General features: G+C 59.3%; 17 protein-coding genes. 11 read left to right on the top strand and 6 right to left on the bottom strand.

The features are described from left to right. Nucleotides 1-215: 215 nt before the first annotated feature. Genes MPJ51_RS09615 through MPJ51_RS09600 form a run of 4 tightly spaced genes read right to left on the bottom strand, consistent with a single transcriptional unit; the run spans nt 216 to nt 3930 of the window. On the bottom strand, nt 216-1145 hold the full coding sequence (locus tag MPJ51_RS09615; protein WP_298385332.1) for an FAD-binding protein: 930 nt from the start codon (nt 1143-1145) through the stop codon (nt 216-218). Next, the gene (locus MPJ51_RS09610; protein ID WP_298385329.1) at nt 1145-1903 is read right to left on the bottom strand and encodes an electron transfer flavoprotein subunit beta/FixA family protein; all 759 of its coding nucleotides are present in this window, start codon (nt 1901-1903) and stop codon (nt 1145-1147) included. Before MPJ51_RS09610 ends, MPJ51_RS09615 begins: the two co-directional genes overlap by 1 nt. Before the next feature lie 15 nt (nt 1904-1918). After that, the gene (locus MPJ51_RS09605; protein WP_298385326.1) at nt 1919-2530 is read right to left on the bottom strand and encodes a glutathione S-transferase family protein; all 612 of its coding nucleotides are present in this window, start codon (nt 2528-2530) and stop codon (nt 1919-1921) included. After that, nucleotides 2527-3930 (bottom strand): aspartate ammonia-lyase, encoded by a 1404-nt coding sequence (locus tag MPJ51_RS09600; RefSeq protein ID WP_298385323.1) that lies wholly within the window; start codon nt 3928-3930, stop codon nt 2527-2529. Before MPJ51_RS09600 ends, MPJ51_RS09605 begins: the two co-directional genes overlap by 4 nt. Before the next feature lie 306 nt (nt 3931-4236). On the opposite strand from MPJ51_RS09600, the gene MPJ51_RS09595 reads away from it, so the two are divergent. The 4 genes from MPJ51_RS09595 to MPJ51_RS09580 are packed head-to-tail and all read left to right on the top strand — an operon-like array spanning nt 4237 to nt 8137. Then, on the top strand, nt 4237-5328 hold the full coding sequence (locus MPJ51_RS09595; protein WP_298385320.1) for an ABC transporter ATP-binding protein: 1092 nt from the start codon (nt 4237-4239) through the stop codon (nt 5326-5328). Beyond that, entirely contained in the window at nt 5328-6257 is a 930-nt protein-coding gene (locus tag MPJ51_RS09590; protein ID WP_298385315.1) for an ABC transporter permease, read from the top strand. Before MPJ51_RS09595 ends, MPJ51_RS09590 begins: the two co-directional genes overlap by 1 nt. A 4-nt stretch (nt 6258-6261) precedes the next feature. Further along, complete coding sequence (locus tag MPJ51_RS09585) at nt 6262-7080, top strand: ABC transporter permease (RefSeq protein WP_298385312.1); 819 nt, start codon at nt 6262-6264, stop codon at nt 7078-7080. 19 nt (nt 7081-7099) lie between these two features. Continuing rightward, nucleotides 7100-8137: an extracellular solute-binding protein gene (locus tag MPJ51_RS09580; protein WP_298385309.1), complete on the top strand. Its 1038-nt coding sequence runs from the start codon at nt 7100-7102 to the stop codon at nt 8135-8137. A 411-nt stretch (nt 8138-8548) separates the two neighbouring features. Here MPJ51_RS09580 and MPJ51_RS09575 read toward each other — a convergent pair whose 3' ends face one another. After that, nucleotides 8549-10618 (bottom strand): FAD-dependent oxidoreductase, encoded by a 2070-nt coding sequence (locus tag MPJ51_RS09575; protein WP_298385307.1) that lies wholly within the window; start codon nt 10616-10618, stop codon nt 8549-8551. Nucleotides 10619-10792: 174 nt separating this feature from the next. Between MPJ51_RS09575 and MPJ51_RS09570 the strand changes: the two genes are divergently transcribed. From MPJ51_RS09570 to argE, 7 genes are all read left to right on the top strand, one after another. Then, nucleotides 10793-11587, top strand: a complete 795-nt coding sequence (locus MPJ51_RS09570) for a helix-turn-helix transcriptional regulator (RefSeq protein WP_298385304.1) — start codon at nt 10793-10795, stop codon at nt 11585-11587. Between the two features lie 334 nt (nt 11588-11921). Next, a complete protein-coding gene (locus tag MPJ51_RS09565; RefSeq protein WP_298385302.1) occupies nt 11922-13196 on the top strand; it encodes an NAD(P)/FAD-dependent oxidoreductase in 1275 nt (424 codons plus the stop codon). 26 nt (nt 13197-13222) lie between these two features. Further along, complete coding sequence (locus tag MPJ51_RS09560) at nt 13223-13639, top strand: RidA family protein (RefSeq protein ID WP_298385299.1); 417 nt, start codon at nt 13223-13225, stop codon at nt 13637-13639. A 93-nt stretch (nt 13640-13732) separates the two neighbouring features. Then, nucleotides 13733-14407 carry a DUF1028 domain-containing protein gene (locus MPJ51_RS09555; RefSeq protein WP_298385296.1) on the top strand — a complete coding sequence of 225 codons (675 nt, stop codon included), beginning with the start codon at nt 13733-13735 and terminating at the stop codon, nt 14405-14407. A gap of 15 nt (nt 14408-14422) precedes the next feature. Next, nucleotides 14423-15919, top strand: a complete 1497-nt coding sequence (locus tag MPJ51_RS09550; RefSeq protein WP_298385293.1) for an aldehyde dehydrogenase — start codon at nt 14423-14425, stop codon at nt 15917-15919. 24 nt (nt 15920-15943) lie between these two features. Continuing rightward, complete coding sequence (locus MPJ51_RS09545) at nt 15944-16885, top strand: LysR family transcriptional regulator (protein ID WP_298385290.1); 942 nt, start codon at nt 15944-15946, stop codon at nt 16883-16885. A gap of 183 nt (nt 16886-17068) precedes the next feature. Next, entirely contained in the window at nt 17069-18217 is a 1149-nt protein-coding gene (gene argE, locus MPJ51_RS09540) for an acetylornithine deacetylase (RefSeq protein ID WP_298385287.1), read from the top strand. A 54-nt stretch (nt 18218-18271) separates the two neighbouring features. On the opposite strand, the gene MPJ51_RS09535 is transcribed toward argE, so the two are convergent. Then, entirely contained in the window at nt 18272-18634 is a 363-nt protein-coding gene (locus MPJ51_RS09535; RefSeq protein ID WP_298385285.1) for a cupin domain-containing protein, read from the bottom strand. Between the last annotated feature and the right edge of the window lie 287 nt (nt 18635-18921).

Genomic DNA, 18921 nt, shown 5'->3' with positions numbered 1-18921 from the left:
TCACCACGCTGGTTGGCGTGCAGGCCGAAGATCTGAGCCGCGCGAATTTCCTGGCGGATGCCAATAATGCAATTCTGGATGAAGACGGTTTGCTGTTCACGCAACTGATCGAGATCGGCTTTGATCCATTAGCGTAAGCCAACCCCCACGTAAAGAAGGCCCGCCGTGATGGCGGGCCTTTCCAAGATTTTTCGACGAAAAATCTCTGCCCGGCCTCAGCCGAGCTTTTCGGTCAGCTCCGGAACCGCGTCGAACAGATCCGCGACCAGGCCGAAATCGGCGACCTGGAAGATCGGTGCCTCTTCGTCCTTGTTGATCGCAACGATCACTTTCGAATCCTTCATCCCCGCAAGGTGCTGGATCGCGCCCGAGATGCCGACGGCAACATACAGGTCCGGCGCCACGACCTTGCCGGTCTGACCGACCTGCCAGTCATTCGGCGCATAGCCCGAATCCACCGCAGCACGCGACGCGCCAACGGCACCGCCCAGCTTGTCGGCCAGGGTTTCGATCAGCTTGAAGTCTTCTTCCGAGCCAACCCCACGGCCGCCCGAAACAACAACACCCGCCGAGGTCAGTTCCGGACGGTCGCTTGTCGCGACGGTGTCCTCGACCCATTCCGACAGGCCCGGATTGTCGCCGACCGCGATGGTCTCGACCGCAGCCGAGCCACCTTCGCCCGCCGCGTCAAAGCTGGCGGTCCGGATGGTGACAACCTTCTTGGCGTCCGACGATTTCACCGTCTGGATCGCGTTGCCCGCGTAGATCGGGCGCTCAAACGTCGCGCCGTCCACAACGCCCGAAGCGTCCGAGATCACCATCACATCCAGCAGCGCGGCAACCCGCGGCATCACGTTCTTGGCGTCGGTGGTGGCAGGCGCAACGATATGTTCATACCCATCGGCCAGGCTGACGATCAGCGCAGCGGTCGATTCGGCCAGGCGGTGGCCCAGCGATGCATCCTCGGCCACCAGAACCTTTGACACGCCGTCGATCTTGGCGGCAGCCTCACCGGCAGCAGCGGCAGAACCGCCTGCGGCCAGAACCGTGATGTCGCCCAGCGATGTCACGGCAGCAACAGCCTTGGCGGTCGCGTCCAGCGCCAGCTCGCCATTGTTAACCTCGGCAAGGAGAAGTACAGCCATTACACAGCCCCCGCTTCTTTGAGTTTCGACACCAGCTCGTCGACCGAGCCCACAACGATACCGGCCGCGCGCGCCGGCGGCTCTTCGGTCTTGACGACCTCGAGACGCGGGGTGACGTCGACGCCGTAATCGGCAGCGGTCTTCTCATCCAGCGGCTTTTTCTTCGCCTTCATGATGTTGGGCAGCGACGCATAGCGCGGCTCGTTCAGGCGCAGGTCGACGGTGATGATCGTCGGCATCTTGACGCTGATCGTCTGCAGGCCGCCGTCCACCTCGCGGGTGACCTTGGCGCTGTCGCCTTCGATGTCCAGCTCAGACGCAAACGTGCCCTGGGACCAGCCCAGCAGCGCCGACAGCATCTGGCCGGTGGCGTTCATGTCGTTGTCGATCGCCTGCTTGCCCGCCAGAACGATGCCGGGCTGCTCTTCCTCGACCACTTTGGCCAGGATCTTGGCCACGGCCAGCGGTTCGATGTCCTGATGCACATCATCGGCGGCCACAACCAGAATGGCGCGGTCCGCACCCATGGCCAGAGCCGTGCGCAGCGTCTCCTGCGCCTGCTTCACGCCGATCGAAACCGCAACGACCTCATCAGCCTTGCCAGCCTCTTTCAGCCGGATCGCCTCTTCAACCGCAATCTCGTCGAACGGGTTCATCGACATCTTGACATTGGCGAGATCAACTCCGCTCCCGTCCGCCTTAACGCGAACCTTCACATTGTAGTCAATCACGCGCTTGACAGGCACTAACACCTTCATCGCGTTCTCCTCTGTTTAACTGGGTTTGGTTTGAGTAAGTGAGGGGCGCCCGGATACGGTTTCGTACCAGGCAGTGAGTTGCGGGCGGCCGGGGCGCCAATCCCCGGTCGGCTGGCGAAAATCGAGATATCCCAACGCGCAGGCCAAGCCAATACACGCGGCATCGAAATCGGGTTCCAGCGCGTCAGGCACATGGGCTTCGAACCAGTCAAGGGCCCGGTTGATCTTGCCTGCCTGCCCATCCAGCCAGGCTTGCGACACCTGATCTGCGGATCGGGTGCGCCGTTCATAGACACATAGAACCGCGGCGTCGAGCACGCCTTCGGCCAGGCTTTCAACGGTCAGCCGGTCAAATACGCTGTCATCGGCAGGATAGAGCGTGGCAGTCCCGGTCAAGCCGTCGATGAACCGCAGGATTGCGCGGCTGTCATAGATCACACGCCCATCCGCGCGCACGAGACAGGGCAGTTTGCCCAAAGGGTTGCGGGCGGCGAGATCGGGGTTTGTGTCCACGGGTGAGGTCGCAACCTCGACCTCTTCAATCTGATCCGCAACGCCCTTTTCCAGCGCGGCGACACGGACCTTGCGTGCAAAGGGGGAGACGGGGGAGAAATACAGTTGGTTCATGTGGCGGTATCCTGATTCAACATAGCTGTCGGCGACAGGATGCTATCCAGTTTTTCCGCAGGCACCAGCCCGCTTTCCATGGCCACTTCACGGATCGATTTACCCGAGGCCAGCGCCTGTTTGGCGATGCGGGCGGCGGCATCGTATCCCAGATGCGGGGCCAGCGCGGTGGCCAGCACCAGCGAATTGTCCAGCAGCGCGGCGCAACGATCCGCATCCGCTTTGATCCCTGACACGCATTTTTCCGTCAGAACATCGATACCACTGATCAGAATCTTCAGGGATTTCAGTAGATTGTAGGTAACAATCGGCTCCATCGCGTTCAGCTGCAACTGCCCGGCCTCAGCGGCCATGGTGACCGTCAGGTCATTGCCGATCACCTGATAGCAGACCTGATTGACCACTTCGGGAATGACCGGGTTCACCTTGCCCGGCATGATCGAAGACCCGGCCTGAACCGCAGGCAGGATAATCTCTCCCAGCCCGGCACGGGGGCCCGAGGAGAGCAGACGCAAATCATTGCAAATCTTCGACAATTTCACCGCAAGCCGTTTGAGGATGCCCGAGAAGGTAACGAATCCGCCCAGATCGGAGGAAGCCTCGATCAGATCGCTGGCCTGTTTGAGGTCAAAGCCCGAGATTTCCGCCAGATAGGCCACGGCGCGGTCATCATATCCGGCCTCGGCATTGACGCGGGTGCCGATGGCGGTGCCGCCCAGATTGATCTCGGTCAGCAGGCGGCCGATTTCGCGGATGCGGTCGATATCCTCGCCCACGGTGACGGCGAAGGACTTGAACTCGGCCCCAAGAGAGACCGGAACCGCGTCCTGCAACTGTGTCCGGCCTACCTTGGCAATACCGGCAAAAGCCTGCGCGCGCTCTTCGAATGCGGCTTGCAGACGGGCCAGCGCCTCACACAACGGGGCGACCTGAAACAGCACGGCCAGACGCACCGCTGTGGGGTAGACGTCGTTGGTGGATTGGCCGTGATTCACATCATCATTGGGGTGCAGATGTTCATAAGCGCCCGGGGCATGGCCCAGCTTGCCCAAGGCGAGGTTGGCGATCACCTCGTTGGCATTCATGTTGGTCGAGGTCCCCGCCCCGCCCTGAATCATATCCACCACGAAATGTTCGTGATGCTGCCCATCGATGATCTCTTGGCAAACCTCGGCAATTACCGTCGCCTTGGCCGCATCAATCCCGCCGATATCACCGTTGGCCCGGGCCGCCGCGCTTTTGACCATGGCCAGTGCGACAACAAGGCTGGGAAATTGTGACAGTGGAACGCCAGTGATCGGAAAGTTCTGCCGTGCCCGCTCGGTCTGGATGCCATGGGCGCAGGTTGCAGGCAGGTCCACGCTGCCGATCGAATCCGTCTCGGTCCGGTGTTGGGGCATTTTAACTTCACTTTGGTCAAAGATGACTTTTGAATGAGGATTACAAGAGCGGCCCGGCAATCTAAAGACAGTGTTTCCTTTGCACTGATTAGGACATTGCGAAGCAGGGCGGTAAGGGCGCGCGTCAAAAAATCAACTGGTCGGAAACTTATGCAAATGGCGAAATGCGATGATTCCGCTTCAAAACAGCCGGTTAAGTAAATGATTAGGCTAAACCTAATGTTTGCTGAGGAACTCGATAATTCAGAGTGAACCGCCTGCGATATATAACCGGATGGAATTTTTGCAGTGCTGAGGGAGGCGCGCTTGTCTAATAAAGAACAAATAGCGATTGATGTTCGCGGCGCTGTAAAGCGTTACGGGGACTTCACGGCGCTGAAGAAAATCTCGCTCTCGATCATGGACAACGAGTTCTTTACCCTGCTGGGCCCGTCGGGTTGCGGCAAGACGACCTTGTTGCGGATGATTGCCGGGTTTGAGGATGTCACCGAAGGGGCGATCTTCCTGTACGGGGACGAAATCGAAAACCTGCCGCCGTATGAGCGGCCGGTGAACACGGTGTTCCAGAACTATGCGCTGTTTCCGCATATGACGATTCTGGACAACGTGGCCTTTGGCCTTGAGATGCGTGGCGCATCCAAAGCGGATGCACGCACCCGCGCCGGCGAGATGCTGGAACTGGTGCAACTGTCGCAATTCTCGGCGCGCAAGCCCAGCCAGCTTTCGGGGGGTCAGCAACAGCGTGTGGCCCTGGCCCGCGCCCTTGCACCCAAACCCAAGGTGCTGCTGCTGGACGAACCGCTTTCGGCGCTGGACCTGAAGCTGCGCAAGGCAATGCAGCTGGAACTGAAGCACCTGCAGCGGGAAACCGGGATTACCTTCATCTTCGTCACCCACGATCAGGAAGAAGCCCTGACCATGTCCGACCGCATCGCGGTGATGTCGGCGGGTGAGATGCAGCAACTGGGCTCGCCCACCGATATCTATGAGCGTCCGCGCAACATGTTCGTGGCCGACTTTATCGGTGAGACCAACCTGCTGGAGGTTTCTGTCGACAACATCGCCGAGGGCCGCGCCGTGTGCCACCTGGGTGGCGGGCACGAACTGACCTGTAACGAGGTCGAAGGCATCGGCGTTGGATCAAAAGTGCATCTGTCGATCCGGCCCGAGCGTCTGTTCATGTCGGATGAACCGGCAGAAGGCGAAAGCCTGAAAGGTCGCGTCAAGGAAAACATATTTGTCGGCACCGATATCACCACCATCGTCGATCTGGCCGATGGGCCGGACTTTATCGTGCGCACATCGAACTCGGATCGCGGCAACAAGCGGATCTTCGAGCCGGGCACCGAAATGTATGTCAACATGGAGCTGGGGGCCGCGCGCCTCTTGGTGGACTGATGGCGGCAGGTGCAGCAAGCGGCGGCAGCGCAACAACCGACACATATAAGGAAGCCCGGACATGGCTGCTTTTGCCAGCCTGGGTCACCTTGACCATTCTGACCCTTGCCCCTGTGGGCATGATGTTGATCTACTCGTTCCTGACCAAGGAATTCCGGGGCGGGGTGATCTGGGAATTCAGCCTGGCGGCTTATGACCAGTTCTTCTTTGATCGCGGGCTTTTCGGGGACGATCCGGCCAAGATCGAATGGACCTATATCCTGATCTTTTGGCGGTCGATCTGGCAGGCGGGTGCGGCAACGATCCTGAGTCTGGTAATCGGTTTCCCCACGGCCTATTTCATCGCCACACGACCCGAAAGTCAGCGCCCGATCTGGGTGTTCCTGATCACCATCCCCTATTGGGTGAACCTGCTGATCCGGACCGTGTCGATGAAGTTTCTGTTGCGTGACAACGGGCCCTTTAACGACTTCCTGCTCAGCATCGGTCTGATCGACAGCCCGATCACCATCGTCAACACCAACTTCGCAGTGCAGTTGGGGCTGTTTTATTCCTATCTGCCCTTCATGGTGCTGCCGATCTATGCAGCGGTCGAGCGTTACAACTTCTCGCTGTCCGAGGCAGCGGCGGACCTGTATGCCACCAAATGGGTTGCTCTGCGGCGCATCTTGCTGCCAGCGGTGAAACCGGGCGTGATTGCGGGTTGTATCCTGGTCTTCGTACCCTCGATGGGGTCGTTCCTTGCGCCTGACCTGCTGGGCGGGGCCAAGAACTTCATGATCGGCTCGCTGATCGAAGAGCAGTTCAAGGGCAACGCGGGCAACTGGCCCTTTGGGGCAGCAGCATCAATGATCCTGCTTACCATGGTTCTGATCCTTCTGATGGCCTATGCGCGTCAGCAGGCAAAAGCCGAGAATGCGGAGGGATAAGATCATGGCAACTGCAAAATCCGCAAAGTTCGACATCAAAAGCTATAAGGGCTTCAAGGCAATCACACTGCTGTGCCTGTTTGTCCTGTATGCGCCGCTGCTTGTGGTCACGATCTACAGCTTCAACGCTTCAGCTTCGCTGACAGTCTGGGAAGGGGTCAGCCTGCGCTGGTACGCCGATGTCTTTACCGGCCCTGAAAGCGAGAAGTTCAAGCTGGCGGCACGCAACAGCTTTGTCATCGCCATCGTCGCGGCTACGGTCAGCACGACCATCGCGACGCTGGCGGCAACAGGGATGGTGCGCGGTGGCAAGTTCAAGCTGCGGACCGTGTCCTTCGGCCTGATCAGCCTGCCGCTGATGGTGCCGGAAATCGTGTCGGCCGTGGCCATCCTGATCTTCTTCAACTCGATCGGGTTTGATCGGGGGATCATGACCATCCTGCTGGCGCATATCGCGTTCTGCATTCCCTTTGCCTACCTGCCGATCTCGGCCCGGATGCAGGGGATCGAGGACAGCTATGAACAGGCAGCGATGGATCTGTATGCCACCAAGAAACAGGCCTTCACCAAGATCCTGATCCCGCTGATGATGCCGGGCATCATCTCGGGCTTCCTGCTGGCCTTCATCGTCTCACTTGACGATTTCATCATCACCAACTTCGTCAAGGGCGCGGGTGTCGAAACCCTGCCGACAGCGATCTTCGGTGCGGTCAAGCAAGGCATCAAACCCAATATCATGGCCATTTCGACCATGTTGCTGGGCGTGTCCGTCGTCATGGTCACAATCAGCTACTTCGTCAGCAAGTCTGACAACACCAAATAACCAACAGATGGAGAGAACAATGAAAAATCTGATGAAAGGCAGCGCTGCCGCTCTGGCCCTGACCATCGGTGCCAATGCGGCCCTCGCCGAAGGCGATCTGGTGATCTATCACTGGTTCGAATACATGCCCCAGGAACTGCTGGACAAGTTCGCCGAGGAACATGGCGTCAACGTGACCCTGGACACCTATGACTCGAACGAGGCAATGCTGGCTTCGCTGAAGGCCGGCGCGCTTGGCACCTATGACGTCGCCGTGCCCGGCGATTACATGGTGTCGATTATGGGCGGCGAAGGCATGCTGGACACCATCGCGGATGGTGAGTTGAAGAACAAAGGCAACATCAAGGCCGAGTGGGCCGATCCTTCGTTCGACCCGGGTCGCCAGTCGTCGATCCCCTATCAGTGGGGCTCCACCAGCTTTGCGGTGAATCGCGACGTTTATCAGGGTGACATCAACACCACCGATATCCTGTTCACCCCGCCTGCCGAACTGGCCGGTAAGATCAACATGCTGGACGGGCAAGGCGAAGTGATCGCAATGGCCTCGCTGCATCTGGGTATCCCGCAATGTTCGTCCGACCGTGAGCAGCTGAAGGCGCTGAACGCTCTGCTGCAGGACGCCAAACAGCACTGGGTCTCGTTCAACTCGGACACCGCCAAGGAAGTGCTGGTTTCGGGTGACGCTGCCGCGGGCCAGATTTATGACGGCTTCTCGGCAAAGGCTCGTGAAGAAGGCGCCAATGTCGAATATGCGTTCCCGACCCAGGGTTATGTCGCATGGATGGACAATGTTGTTCTGCTGAAAGATGCGCCCAACCGTGAAAATGCGCTGAAATTCATGGACTTCCTGCTAGAGCCGGAAAACATCGCCGCCGTCACCAACTTTGCCCGCTATAACGCTGGCGTGGATGGTGTCGAGGAATTCCTGGACCCCAGCCTGGCGACCCAGCCTGAAAACAACCCCCACGCGGATGCTGGCCCCGGCGTGTTCATCGAGGTCTGCACCGAGGAAGTTCAGGCCGTCTATGACCAGATCTGGACCAACCTGAAGAAGTAAGTTGATCCCTGAACGGGCGGCGTACCATCGCCGCCCGTTTTCTTTTTCTGATCATGCTGCCCTTGTGCGCGTGATCTGCGTGAAACCACCCCTGAGGATCGGTTTCCTGCACTTTGAACCTTCCTGAATACTGATTGTGACATCGCTGCGCGCGGCACAGCGTCCCCTTCGGGCGTTCTTTTCACATGTCTGAGGGACAGATCGGCCCGACGCTGGGGCAGATATCCACACGGCCGTTTGGGTGTTCAGGTCGGCGGATCAGACAAGATCAGGTGCCCGGCAGAGCGACGGCACCTCTTATTCCATGTCAAAAAAAACGGCCCACTCCGGGGCCGATAATTCTGCCCCCGGGGTTTGAGATTTGCGCTGGGCAAATCTCGACCCTCCGGGGGCAGAACAGCTTGGATCAAATCACTCGGCTGCCAGTTCCGTGATCTCGCGGCGGAAGGGCAGCGCGTCGCCGATATCGGGCGTGTCCAGTTCACGCGCATAGCGGTGGCCGGCATAGGTGGCCCAGGCAATCGGACCCGGCGCGTTGGCGTCACCGATCAGCTTGACCGATTTGATGCCCGCATCGGCCCATTCGGCCTCACGCGATACCAGACCCTCAAACAGGGCGTCATCCCCGGTACGCGAGGCGACCATGACAACCGCGTCAGCCTCGATCTTCCAGGTCCGGTCGGTATAGACGCAGTTCGACACCACGTGATCGGCATGGATTTCCGAGACACCCTGATTGAGCACGATCTCGACCCCGGCCTCGACCAGACGCGGATGGATGGCGATCTGTTCCAGCGTGTTGTTGGTCCAGTCGCTGACATAGGCCGATGGGGTGACCAGAGTGACCTGCGCGCCGTTCTTGGCCAGCAGTTCGGCCAGAACGCCGCCCATGTAGTAATGGTCGTCATCATAGACCACGACACGGCCCGACGGGATGGTGCCGTCCATCAGATCATCGGGGGTATAGATCTTGGCGCCCTCGGCAATCGGCATCGGCACCACGTGCTGACGCGAGACGCCGTCGCGGCGCCAGGTCGCGCCGGTGGCGATGCAGACATTTTCAAAGCCGAACTCCAGAATGCTGTCCACATCCAGCTCGCTTTCGCGGTAAATCTCGACATTCGGGCGCTGGCTCAGCTGATAATCGCGGTAATCCACGACCCGGCCCCAGGCGCTGAGGCCCGGCAATTGGCGCTCACGGGTCACGCGGCCACCGATCACGTCCTTGGCTTCGGCCACGGCCACGTCATAGCCACGGCGGCACAGGGCCCAGGCGGCCTCAAGACCCGCAGGCCCCGACCCCACGATCAGAACGTTCGAGCTGTCGCCCTTTTCGTTCATGTTCTCCGGGTGCCAACCTTTGCGCCATTCCTCCATGAAGGTGGGGTTCTGGGTGCAGCGGCTGATCGACATGGTCATGTCACCGGTGATGCAGATGTTGCAGCCGATGCATTCGCGGATATCGTCGATGCGGCCTTCCTCGATCTTTTTCGGCAGGAACGGGTCGGCAATCGACGGGCGGGCGCAGCCGATCATGTCCAGCGTGCCGGACTTGATCATCTTGACCATCACATCGGGCGAGGTGAAGCGGCCAACGCCCACGATGGGCTTGTCCGTCAGGTCGTGGATGCCACGCACCAGTTCCTCTTGCGCCGCTTCTTCCTTGAAGCGCGACGGGCCGGAACAATCTTCCCACGTGCCCTGCGCCAGATCCCAGATGTCGGGCAGGTTGCGGTTCATCTCGACAAATTCGCGCACCTCGGCGTTGGAAAAGCCCAGATCGCCGATGGTTTCATCCAACGACACGCGCAGGGCGATGGCGATCTTGTCGCCGACCGCGTCCTTGATGTCTCCGATGACCTCATTGGCAAAGCGCGAGCGATTCTCCAGCGAGCCACCATATTCGTCGGTCCGGTGGTTGGTGGCGCGGCTTAGGAAGTGCTGGAAGATGCCGAAACCGTGGGCACCATAGAGGTTGATCAGATCAAACCCGGCTTCTTTCGAGCGTTTGGCCGCATTCACGAACCAGCGGCGCAGGTCCTTGATGTCCGATTTCGACAGCGCGCGGGCTTGCACCGGATCATTGGTAAAGGTGCGGATCGGCAGCGCCGAGGGGGCCAGCGGGACCTCTTTGGTATAAAGGTTCGGACCGTTGATCCCGGAATAGGCCAGCTGGATACCGGCCAACGCGCCATGGGTCTTCATCTTTTCAGACATTTTACGCAGTTGCGGGATATCCTTGTCTTCCCACAAGCGCAGTTCGATGAAGGGGGTAATCTCGGACGTGTGGTGCATTTCGCACTGTTCGGTGAAGATCACACCCCAGCCGCCTTCGGCCTTGATCCCGCGCATGGCAGCGGCGGCAGAGGGATCGCGGTAGCCGCCCCCGTTACAATGCGGCACCTGATAGAATCGGTTTTTGGCTGTATGAGGGCCGATTTTCATCGGCTCGAACAGAATATCATAGCGTGAATCGCGCATGCTTGATCTCCCTTGGACATCTGGCTGAGTGATGCCTGTTCAGCACCACCGGGTTGTCGGGTGTCCCATATCCATACACATTCCGCGCGTCAGACTGGATTTATACCCCCGTTTTCTGGCACCAATCATAAATCAGCCAAAGAATAGGGGTATATACCCCCAGGGAGGTATGGCTTGAAGGAACAGGACCCAGCACAGGATCAACTGGCCCAAGTGATTCTGGCAATCGAATCGTCAGAATTTGCGCAGCACCTGCGCGTTTGGCTGGGCGGGTTATGCCGCTTTGACAACATCACCATGCTGGCGTTTTTCGAGAATCGAAAGCCCGAAGTTTTCGTGACCGAAGCCGCCGAACACCGTGTGTTCGAACGGATCAGCAGTCACTATGTGAATGGCGCTTATCTGCTGGACCCTTTCTATACCCTGCACAAGACCGGCGCGTCGGATGGGCTGTACCGTCTGGCCGATGTGGCCCCGGACCAGTTCCAGCGCAACGAGTACTTCAAATCCTACTATCAGCGCACGACGCTGGTGGACGAGCTGGCGTTTTTCTCGCGCCCTGCCCCGGGTGTGTCCATAACCATCTGCATTGGCCGGGATGCCTCGACCGCGTCGCGGTTTTCAGCGCGGGATCTGGCGGCGGCCCATCGTATCGCGCCGGTCGTGAATGCATTGGCCACAAGGAACTGGCGCGATCTGAAAGGAGCAAAAGATGCCTCGACCGAGAACGCAGCCGAAACCCTGCGGCGGCGGCTGACCGAGGAAAAATCCATCTCACTCAGCGCGCGGCAATCCGAAATCGCGCTGTTGATCCTTCAGGGGCATTCCTCGATCTCGATCGGGCTGACGCTGGGGATCAGCCCCCAGACCGTAAAGGTCATCCGCAAGCAGCTGTACAAGAAATGCTCGATCTCATCGCAGGGGGAACTTTATTACCTGATCGCCCCTTTTCTGGCGCAAAACCGGTAACCCATTCGAAAACGTGCAGGAAACATTCTGGATTAGCCAAAGCCTAATTACGGGTAAGTTAGACAGTAATTTCGCCGGTTTTGAAGTTGTGGAATTTTAACCTCGAAACGCGCAATGGCGTGCTGGACCGGCACGGAATACCGCAATCTGCGGGTTCAAACTGCTGAGGGTCGGGTTGTGACAACAGCCCGGTGCCGATGTCCGAATATGGTTGTTTCCTGATCCACCCGCTCGTCCGAGTTGGCTTGGGAATGCCTTATCCGGTTGGTCCGGCAAATAAGCCGCCAAGGTCGAACAGGCCGGGTCAAGAGATTGAAAAAAGGGAACCGAAACTATGCCAATCGAAAAGACGGACACGCTGGTTGTTGGCGGTGGTCAGGCGGGCATCGCTTGCAGCGAACATCTGGGCAGCAATAACGTACCGCACATCGTTCTGGAGAAAAATCGCACAGCCGAGGCATGGCGGACCGGGCGCTGGGATGCGTTGGTGGCAAACGGCCCGGCCTGGCATGACCGTTTCCCGAACATGCTGTTTGAGGGCAACGACCCTGATGAATTCGTGACCAAGGACCGTTTCGCGCAGTATCTCGTGGATTATGCCGCGATGATCAAAGCGCCGATCCGCGAGGGTGTCGAAGTGCTCGAAGCGACCCGTCAGCCCGGCAAAGGCGGTTTTCTGGTCAAGACAACCGCGGGCGAGATCGAATGCAAGCGCATCGTCGCCGCCACCGGTGCGTTCCAGCATCCGGTCATTCCGCCGATCGTGCCGGAAACATCGGGCGTCGAGCAGATCCACTCGTTTTACTACAAGAACCCCGAGCAACTGGCCGATGGCGCCGTGATGGTTGTGGGCGCAGGGTCCTCTGGCGCGCAGATCGCCGATGAATTGAACCGCGCAGGCCGCAAGGTCTTCCTGTCGGTTGGTCCCCATGACCGCCCGCCGCGCCGCTACCGTGGCCGTGACTTTGTCTGGTGGCTGGGCGTTCTGGGCCTGTGGGACATGGCGGCACCTGCGCCGGGCACCGAGCATGTGACCATCTCGGTCAGCGGAGCTTATGGTGGTCGCACGATGGATTTCCGCCGTCTGGGCAACGAAGGCGTAACCCTGACCGGTCTGACTGCGGGCTATGCCGATGGCGTTCTGAGCTTCAAGGGCGATCTGCAGGAAAACGTTGCCAATGGTGATACGAACTACCTTGAGGTTCTGGACGCGGCCGACGCCTATGTCGAGCGTACCGGCATCGACTTGCCGGAAGAGCCTGAAGCCCGCGTCGTTCATCCTGATCCCGACAGCCTTGCCAACCCGCTGACCGGTATTGATCTGGCCAAGGAAGGCGTGACTACGATCATCTGGGCGACCGGTTTCCGTCAGGACTTTAGCTGGCTCAAGGAAAATGCCTTCGACGAGAAAGGCGCTCCGATCCATCAGCGTGGTGTGTCAAAAGTGCCGGATGTCTATTTCCTGGGCCTGCCGTGGCAGTCGCGCCGTGGTTCCTCATTCCTGTGGGGCGTGTGGCATGACGCCAAATACGTGGCAGACCAGATTGCTATCCAGTGTTCCTATGCGAAGTATGAAGGCGAAGCAGCCATCATCACCGCAGCCGAATAACATCAGACAGACAGGACATATTCGAAATGGCTCATACCCGTATTCGCAAGTTCAACACCTCGGACACCTACCCCGAGCAGAACCTGGACAACGATCTGTGTCAGGCGGTCGTAACCCAGGGCGGCAAAACCGTCTATCTGCGTGGCCAGTGCCCGCAGAACCTGGATGATGCCGTCAACATCGACAGCCATGATCCGGTCGAACAGACCCACAAGGTCATGCAGAACATCAAGCAGCTGATCGAAGAGGCTGGCGGCTCGATGGAACATCTGGTCAAGGTCGTCGTCTACATCACCGATGTGCGCCACCGCGAGGCGGTCTATCGCACCATGGGTGAATACATCAAAGGGGTGCATCCCTGCTCGACCGGGCTGGTGGTTCAGGCGCTGGCGCGCCCCGACTGGCTGGTTGAAATCGACGGCACCGCTGTCATTCCTGATTGATCGGCCTCGGCTGATCAAAAACGACCGGGTCGCGTCCCCCTCTCCCCTCCGTGACGCGACCCGGTCCGAATTTTTTCTTTGCAGGAGATTTACATGACCTTTTCTCTGGTCGCCCGCTGTCCGGATACCGGCATGTTCGGGCTGGCAATCTCGTCTTCTTCGCCTGCCGTGGCCGCCCGCTGTTCCTTTGCCCGTGCCGGTGTGGGCGCCGTGGCGTCGCAGAACGTGACCGATCCCAGCCTTGGCCCGCTGACGCTGGACCTGATGGAACAGGGCATGTCCGCGCCTGAGGCGATAGAAGAGGTCACCAAACGCGGCAAATTCATCGAATACCGTCAGGTTCTGGCGGTCGATACGCAGGGCCGCACCGCCATTCATTCCGGCCCCAACTCGCTGGGTATCTGGACACAGGCGCAGGCGGACGATGTCGCCTCGGGCGGCAACCTGCTGGCCAATGACGGCATTCCGCAGGCCATCGTCGATGGCTATCTGTCCGCGTCCGGCCATATCGGCGACCGCCTGATTGCCGCAATGCGCGCCGGGCTGGCCGCAGGTGGCGAGGCCGGTCCCGTCCATTCCGCAGGCATGAAGATCGTCGATAAAGTCAGCTGGCCCGTGGCCGATCTGCGCTGCGACTGGACCGAGGATTGTCCGATCGAGGCCATCGCAACCGCCTGGGACATCTACAAACCGCAGCTGGACGCCTATGTCCAGCGCGCACTCGATCCGCGCGAGGCACCGTCTTACGGCGTGCCCGGCGACGAATAATCAGGGAGACAAGATATGCTGGATTACACCTACGAGGATTGGAAAAACCGCGCGGCGGGTCTGTCTTTCCGGGGTCAGGCTTTCATCGACGGCAAATTCGTCGATGCCGCATCGGGCAAGACGTTCGACTGTATCAACCCCGCCACCGACCAGGTTCTGGCGCAGGTTGCCGAAGGTGATGAAGAAGACATCAACCGCGCCGTCGCCGCGGGCCGCGCCGCGTTCGAAGACGGCCGCTGGTCGCGTATGGCACCGGGCGACCGCAAGGCCGTGATGCTGAAACTGGCCGATCTGATCCGCGAAAACCTGGAAGAGATGGCGCTGCTTGACAGTCTCGACATGGGCAAGCTGGTCAAAGATGCGGCCACCGTGGACGCACCGGGTTCGGCGCATTTCTTCCAGTGGTATGCCGAAGCCATCGACAAGATCTATGACGAGGTGGCCCCCACCGGCCCCGGCGATCTGGCTCTGGTCGCCCGTGTGCCGCTGGGGGTTGTCGGCGCCGTGACCCCGTGGAACTTCCCGCTGGACATGGCGACGTGGAAAGGTGCTGCCGCGCTGGCCGCTGGCAACTCGGTCGTACTGAAACCGGCGGAGCAATCGCCGCTGTCGGCCCTGCGTCTGGCGGAACTGGCGGCTGAGGCCGGTGTGCCCGATGGCGTGTTCAACGTGGTGCCGGGCTTTGGCGTGACCGCAGGCCGAGCCCTGGGTCTGCATATGGATGTGGATTGTCTGGCCTTCACCGGCTCGACCGGCATCGGCAAGATGTTCATGCAGTATTCCGGCCAGTCGAACCTGAAACAGGTCTGGCCCGAAACCGGCGGCAAAAGCCCCAACCTGATCTTTGCCGATTGCGAGGATTTGGACGCCGCCGCCGACATGGCCGCCTTTGGTATCTTCTTCAATCAGGGCGAGGTCTGCTCGGCCAATTCCCGGCTTTATGTCGAACGCTCGATCAAGGACGCCTTTGTCGAGAAACTGATCGCCCGCGCGCAGGCCACCCAACCCGGCGACCCGCTGGACCCGGCCTCGAAAATGGGGGCCATCGTCGACGAAAAGCAGACCCAAGGCATCATGCGCTTTGTCGAGGAAGGCAAGAAATCCGCCAATCTGGTGGCCGGTGGCGAACGTGTCACCGTCGACGGTAAGGGCTGTTTCGTGCAACCTACGATCTTTGACGACGTGGCCCATGACAACCCGCTGGCCCGGGATGAAATCTTTGGCCCGGTCCTGTCGGTCATCCCCTTCGACAGCGAAGACGAAGCAATCTCCATGGCGAACGATTCGATCTACGGGCTGGCAGCGTCGGTCTGGACCGACAACCTGAGCCGTGCGTGCCGCGTATCGGAAAAGCTGATGGTGGGCACGGTTTCGGTCAACACGGTTGATGCATTGTCGGCGCAAACTCCGTTTGGCGGCATGAAACAATCCGGCTTCGGGCGGGATTTGTCATTGCATTCCCTTGAGAAGTATACTGCTTTGAAAACAACGTGGATCAAGTACAAGGCTTGATCCTCGCATCTCGGGGACACGCCTTTGCCATTTCGCTACACGTTACGTCAGCTTGAATACTTTGTAGCTGTTGGCAAGGCAGGCAGCATCTCGGCTGCCAGTGACATTCTGAACGTATCGTCGCCGTCCATTTCGGCGGCGATAAACCAGCTTGAGGCCGAATTTGGCATCGACCTGTTTGTCCGCGAACATGCGCGCGGCTTGTCGCTGACAAAGGCCGGGCACAAGTTTCTGGAACGTACCGAATTCGTTCTGAAAGAGGCCGAACTGCTGGCCACCCTTGCCGGAGAGATCACCGGCAAGGTTCAGGGTGTTCTGTCCGTGGGCTGTCTGGTCACCTTCGCGCAGATCGTCCTGCCACGGCTGCGGCGCGAGTTCGAAGATATCTACCCCGCCGTCCGCATCGACCAGCGCGAGCTTAATCAGGCCGACATCTTCAGCCAACTGCGCCGGGCCGAACTGGATATTGCGCTGACTTATGACCTCGATATCCCTGCCGATCTGGATTTCCAGCCCCTGCTGGACCTGCCACCCTATGTGGTTCTGAACGAAGGGCACCCTCTGGCGACCCGCGATCAGATCGCGATCACCGATCTGCGGGACCTGCCGATGGTCTTGCTGGACTTGCCCTATAGCAGTGAATATTTCCTGTCCTTCTTCCGACAGGCCGATATCAAACCGAACGTGGCCGAACGGACCCGAGACATGTCCGTCATGCGCAGTCTCGTGGCAAACGGGTTCGGCTTTTCCATCGCCAACGTCCGCCCGCTGAACAACCTGTCTCCGGACGGCAAGGAACTGATCTTCGTTCCGCTCAAGGATGATCTGAGGCCGATGAAGTTCGGTTTGCTGAAGGCGCGTATCGAAAACGAAACCAACACGATGACCGCCTTCATCACCCATTGCCAGAGCGCGGTCGAAGCGGACAAGTTGCCATTTTCACAAGCTCAGCCTTCGACCCTGTAATTTGGTCAAGGGGTTCGATTTTACCTAACCACTGTTTTGGGTAATCCAGATTTATGTCTGGCCCAAAGCGCTTAAACTGCCAGCCAAAGATATCAACAAAGACCCCCGATTGATAACTCCCCGACGGCCCTGCCCCCCTTGTTGCGCCGTCGGGCAATCAAATTGAAAGCTGGTTGCACGCGCATGACGACAACACTGGACATTCTCGACAAGCTGATTGGCTTTGACACCGTCAGCAAGAACTCGAACCTTGAACTGGCGGCTTATGCCGAAGAATTCCTTGAAACGCGCGGGTTTGTCGTTCACCGCATCACCGATCCGACCGGTGACAAGACCGGGCTTTATGCCGAAAAGGGTCCGGGCGGCGACGGGGTGTTGCTGTCGGCGCATACGGATGTGGTTCCGGTCGAAGGCCAAAGCTGGACCAAGGACCCGTTCCGCCTGACGCAAGAGGGCAACCGCGTCTACGGGCGCGGCACGACCGATATGAAGGGCTATGTCGCCTCGGTGCTGGCGCTGGCCGACCGGGCGGCGGCGGCGAACCTGCGCGAACCGCTCAAGATCGTGCTGTCTTATGATGAAGAGGTTGGCTGCGTCGGCATTCAGCAGATGCTGGATCGGCTGGCGCCCATGCTGGGTCAGCCCCGCGCCTGTTTCGTGGGGGAACCGACCGAGATGCAGGTGGCCATCGGTCACAAGGGCAAAGCAGCGTTGCGCGCGGTGTGTCATGGGCAAAACGGCCATTCCGCCCTGGCGCCCAACTTTGTCAACGCGCTGCATCTGGCCACCGATTTCGTGTCGGAACTGCGCAGCCTGCAAAAAATCTTTGCCGAAAACGGCAACACCGATCCTGCCTATTCGGTGCCCTACACCACATTGCATGTGGGCATGCTGTCAGGTGGCAAGGCGTTGAACATCGTGCCTGACCGGGCCGAGCTGACCTTTGAATACCGTCATCTGGCAGCGGATCGTGGCAAGGACATTCTGGATCAGATTCAGGCCGCGGCAGCCCGGGTCGGGGCCGCCTATCAGCACCTCTGGCCCGAGGCCCGTGTCGAGGTGGAACAATACAACGCCTATCCGGGGCTGGATGTGGCCGAGACGGAATCCGTCATCGCCTATGCCCAGAAACTGGCCCAAAGCAATGCGACAACCAAGGTGGCCTTCGGCACCGAGGCCGGGTTCTTTGACGAATTGGGCATTCCGACAATTGTCTGCGGCCCGGGCTCGATGGAGAAGCAGGGCCACAAACCGGATGAATATCTGGAACTGGGACAACTGGCCGCCTGCGATGCGATGATGGACCGCATTCTGGACGACCTGAGCTATTAAGGCCCCTCCCGAAAGGCTTTGAGCGGCGCAGGGACATCCTGCGCCGCAACGCGTTTAGGACGCGATCATGTAGAATTTGCGCAGCGTCTCGGTGATTTCCCAGGTGCAGGGCGTGCCCTTGGGCATGAAGAACGTATCCCCGGCAGAGAAAGTCTGCGCAGTGCCATCGGGGCTTGTCAAAGTTAACGACCCGGAAATCACGGTCATCATCTCATCCACCGGATAGGCATCAAACTCCTCGCGGCAGGGGGCGCATTCCCACACGCCAACCGAAATCTTTTCATCCTTGCTTTGGAAAAAGCTGCTGATGGTTTCAGATGTGTTCTCGGTGGTGAAATCACTTTTGGCGACGGCGCTTGATGGGCCGAAGCCTGTTTCCGGGTGGCCATCTGCCAAAAGACGAATGGGGCTGGTCATGGGTTTTTCCTTTCTCGGGCACATGCATTCGGGCGGATGGCCCGGCAGTTTCGCGTCGGGGTTTTCACCCTCAATCCGAGGGCGCATCCCGCTGCCTCTCTTTACCTTTTTACCCGATGGAAAACACGCGAAATCCACTGTGCTGATCCCTTTCGGCCAAGAAAATCGACAGTCGGCAAAAGATGCCCCCTCACAGGCTTAACCCCGCAAACTATCAGTTGTTCAGCCGCCATCAGGGCTCTATCATCAACCCCGGATACACCACTTGGATCAGCGATTGGACATGG

The organism is Ruegeria sp. (assembly GCF_028066395.1).
Taxonomy (GTDB): domain Bacteria; phylum Pseudomonadota; class Alphaproteobacteria; order Rhodobacterales; family Rhodobacteraceae; genus Ruegeria.
Note: the sequence above shows the minus strand (reverse complement) of the source record. Positions and strands in the feature narration are given on the sequence as shown.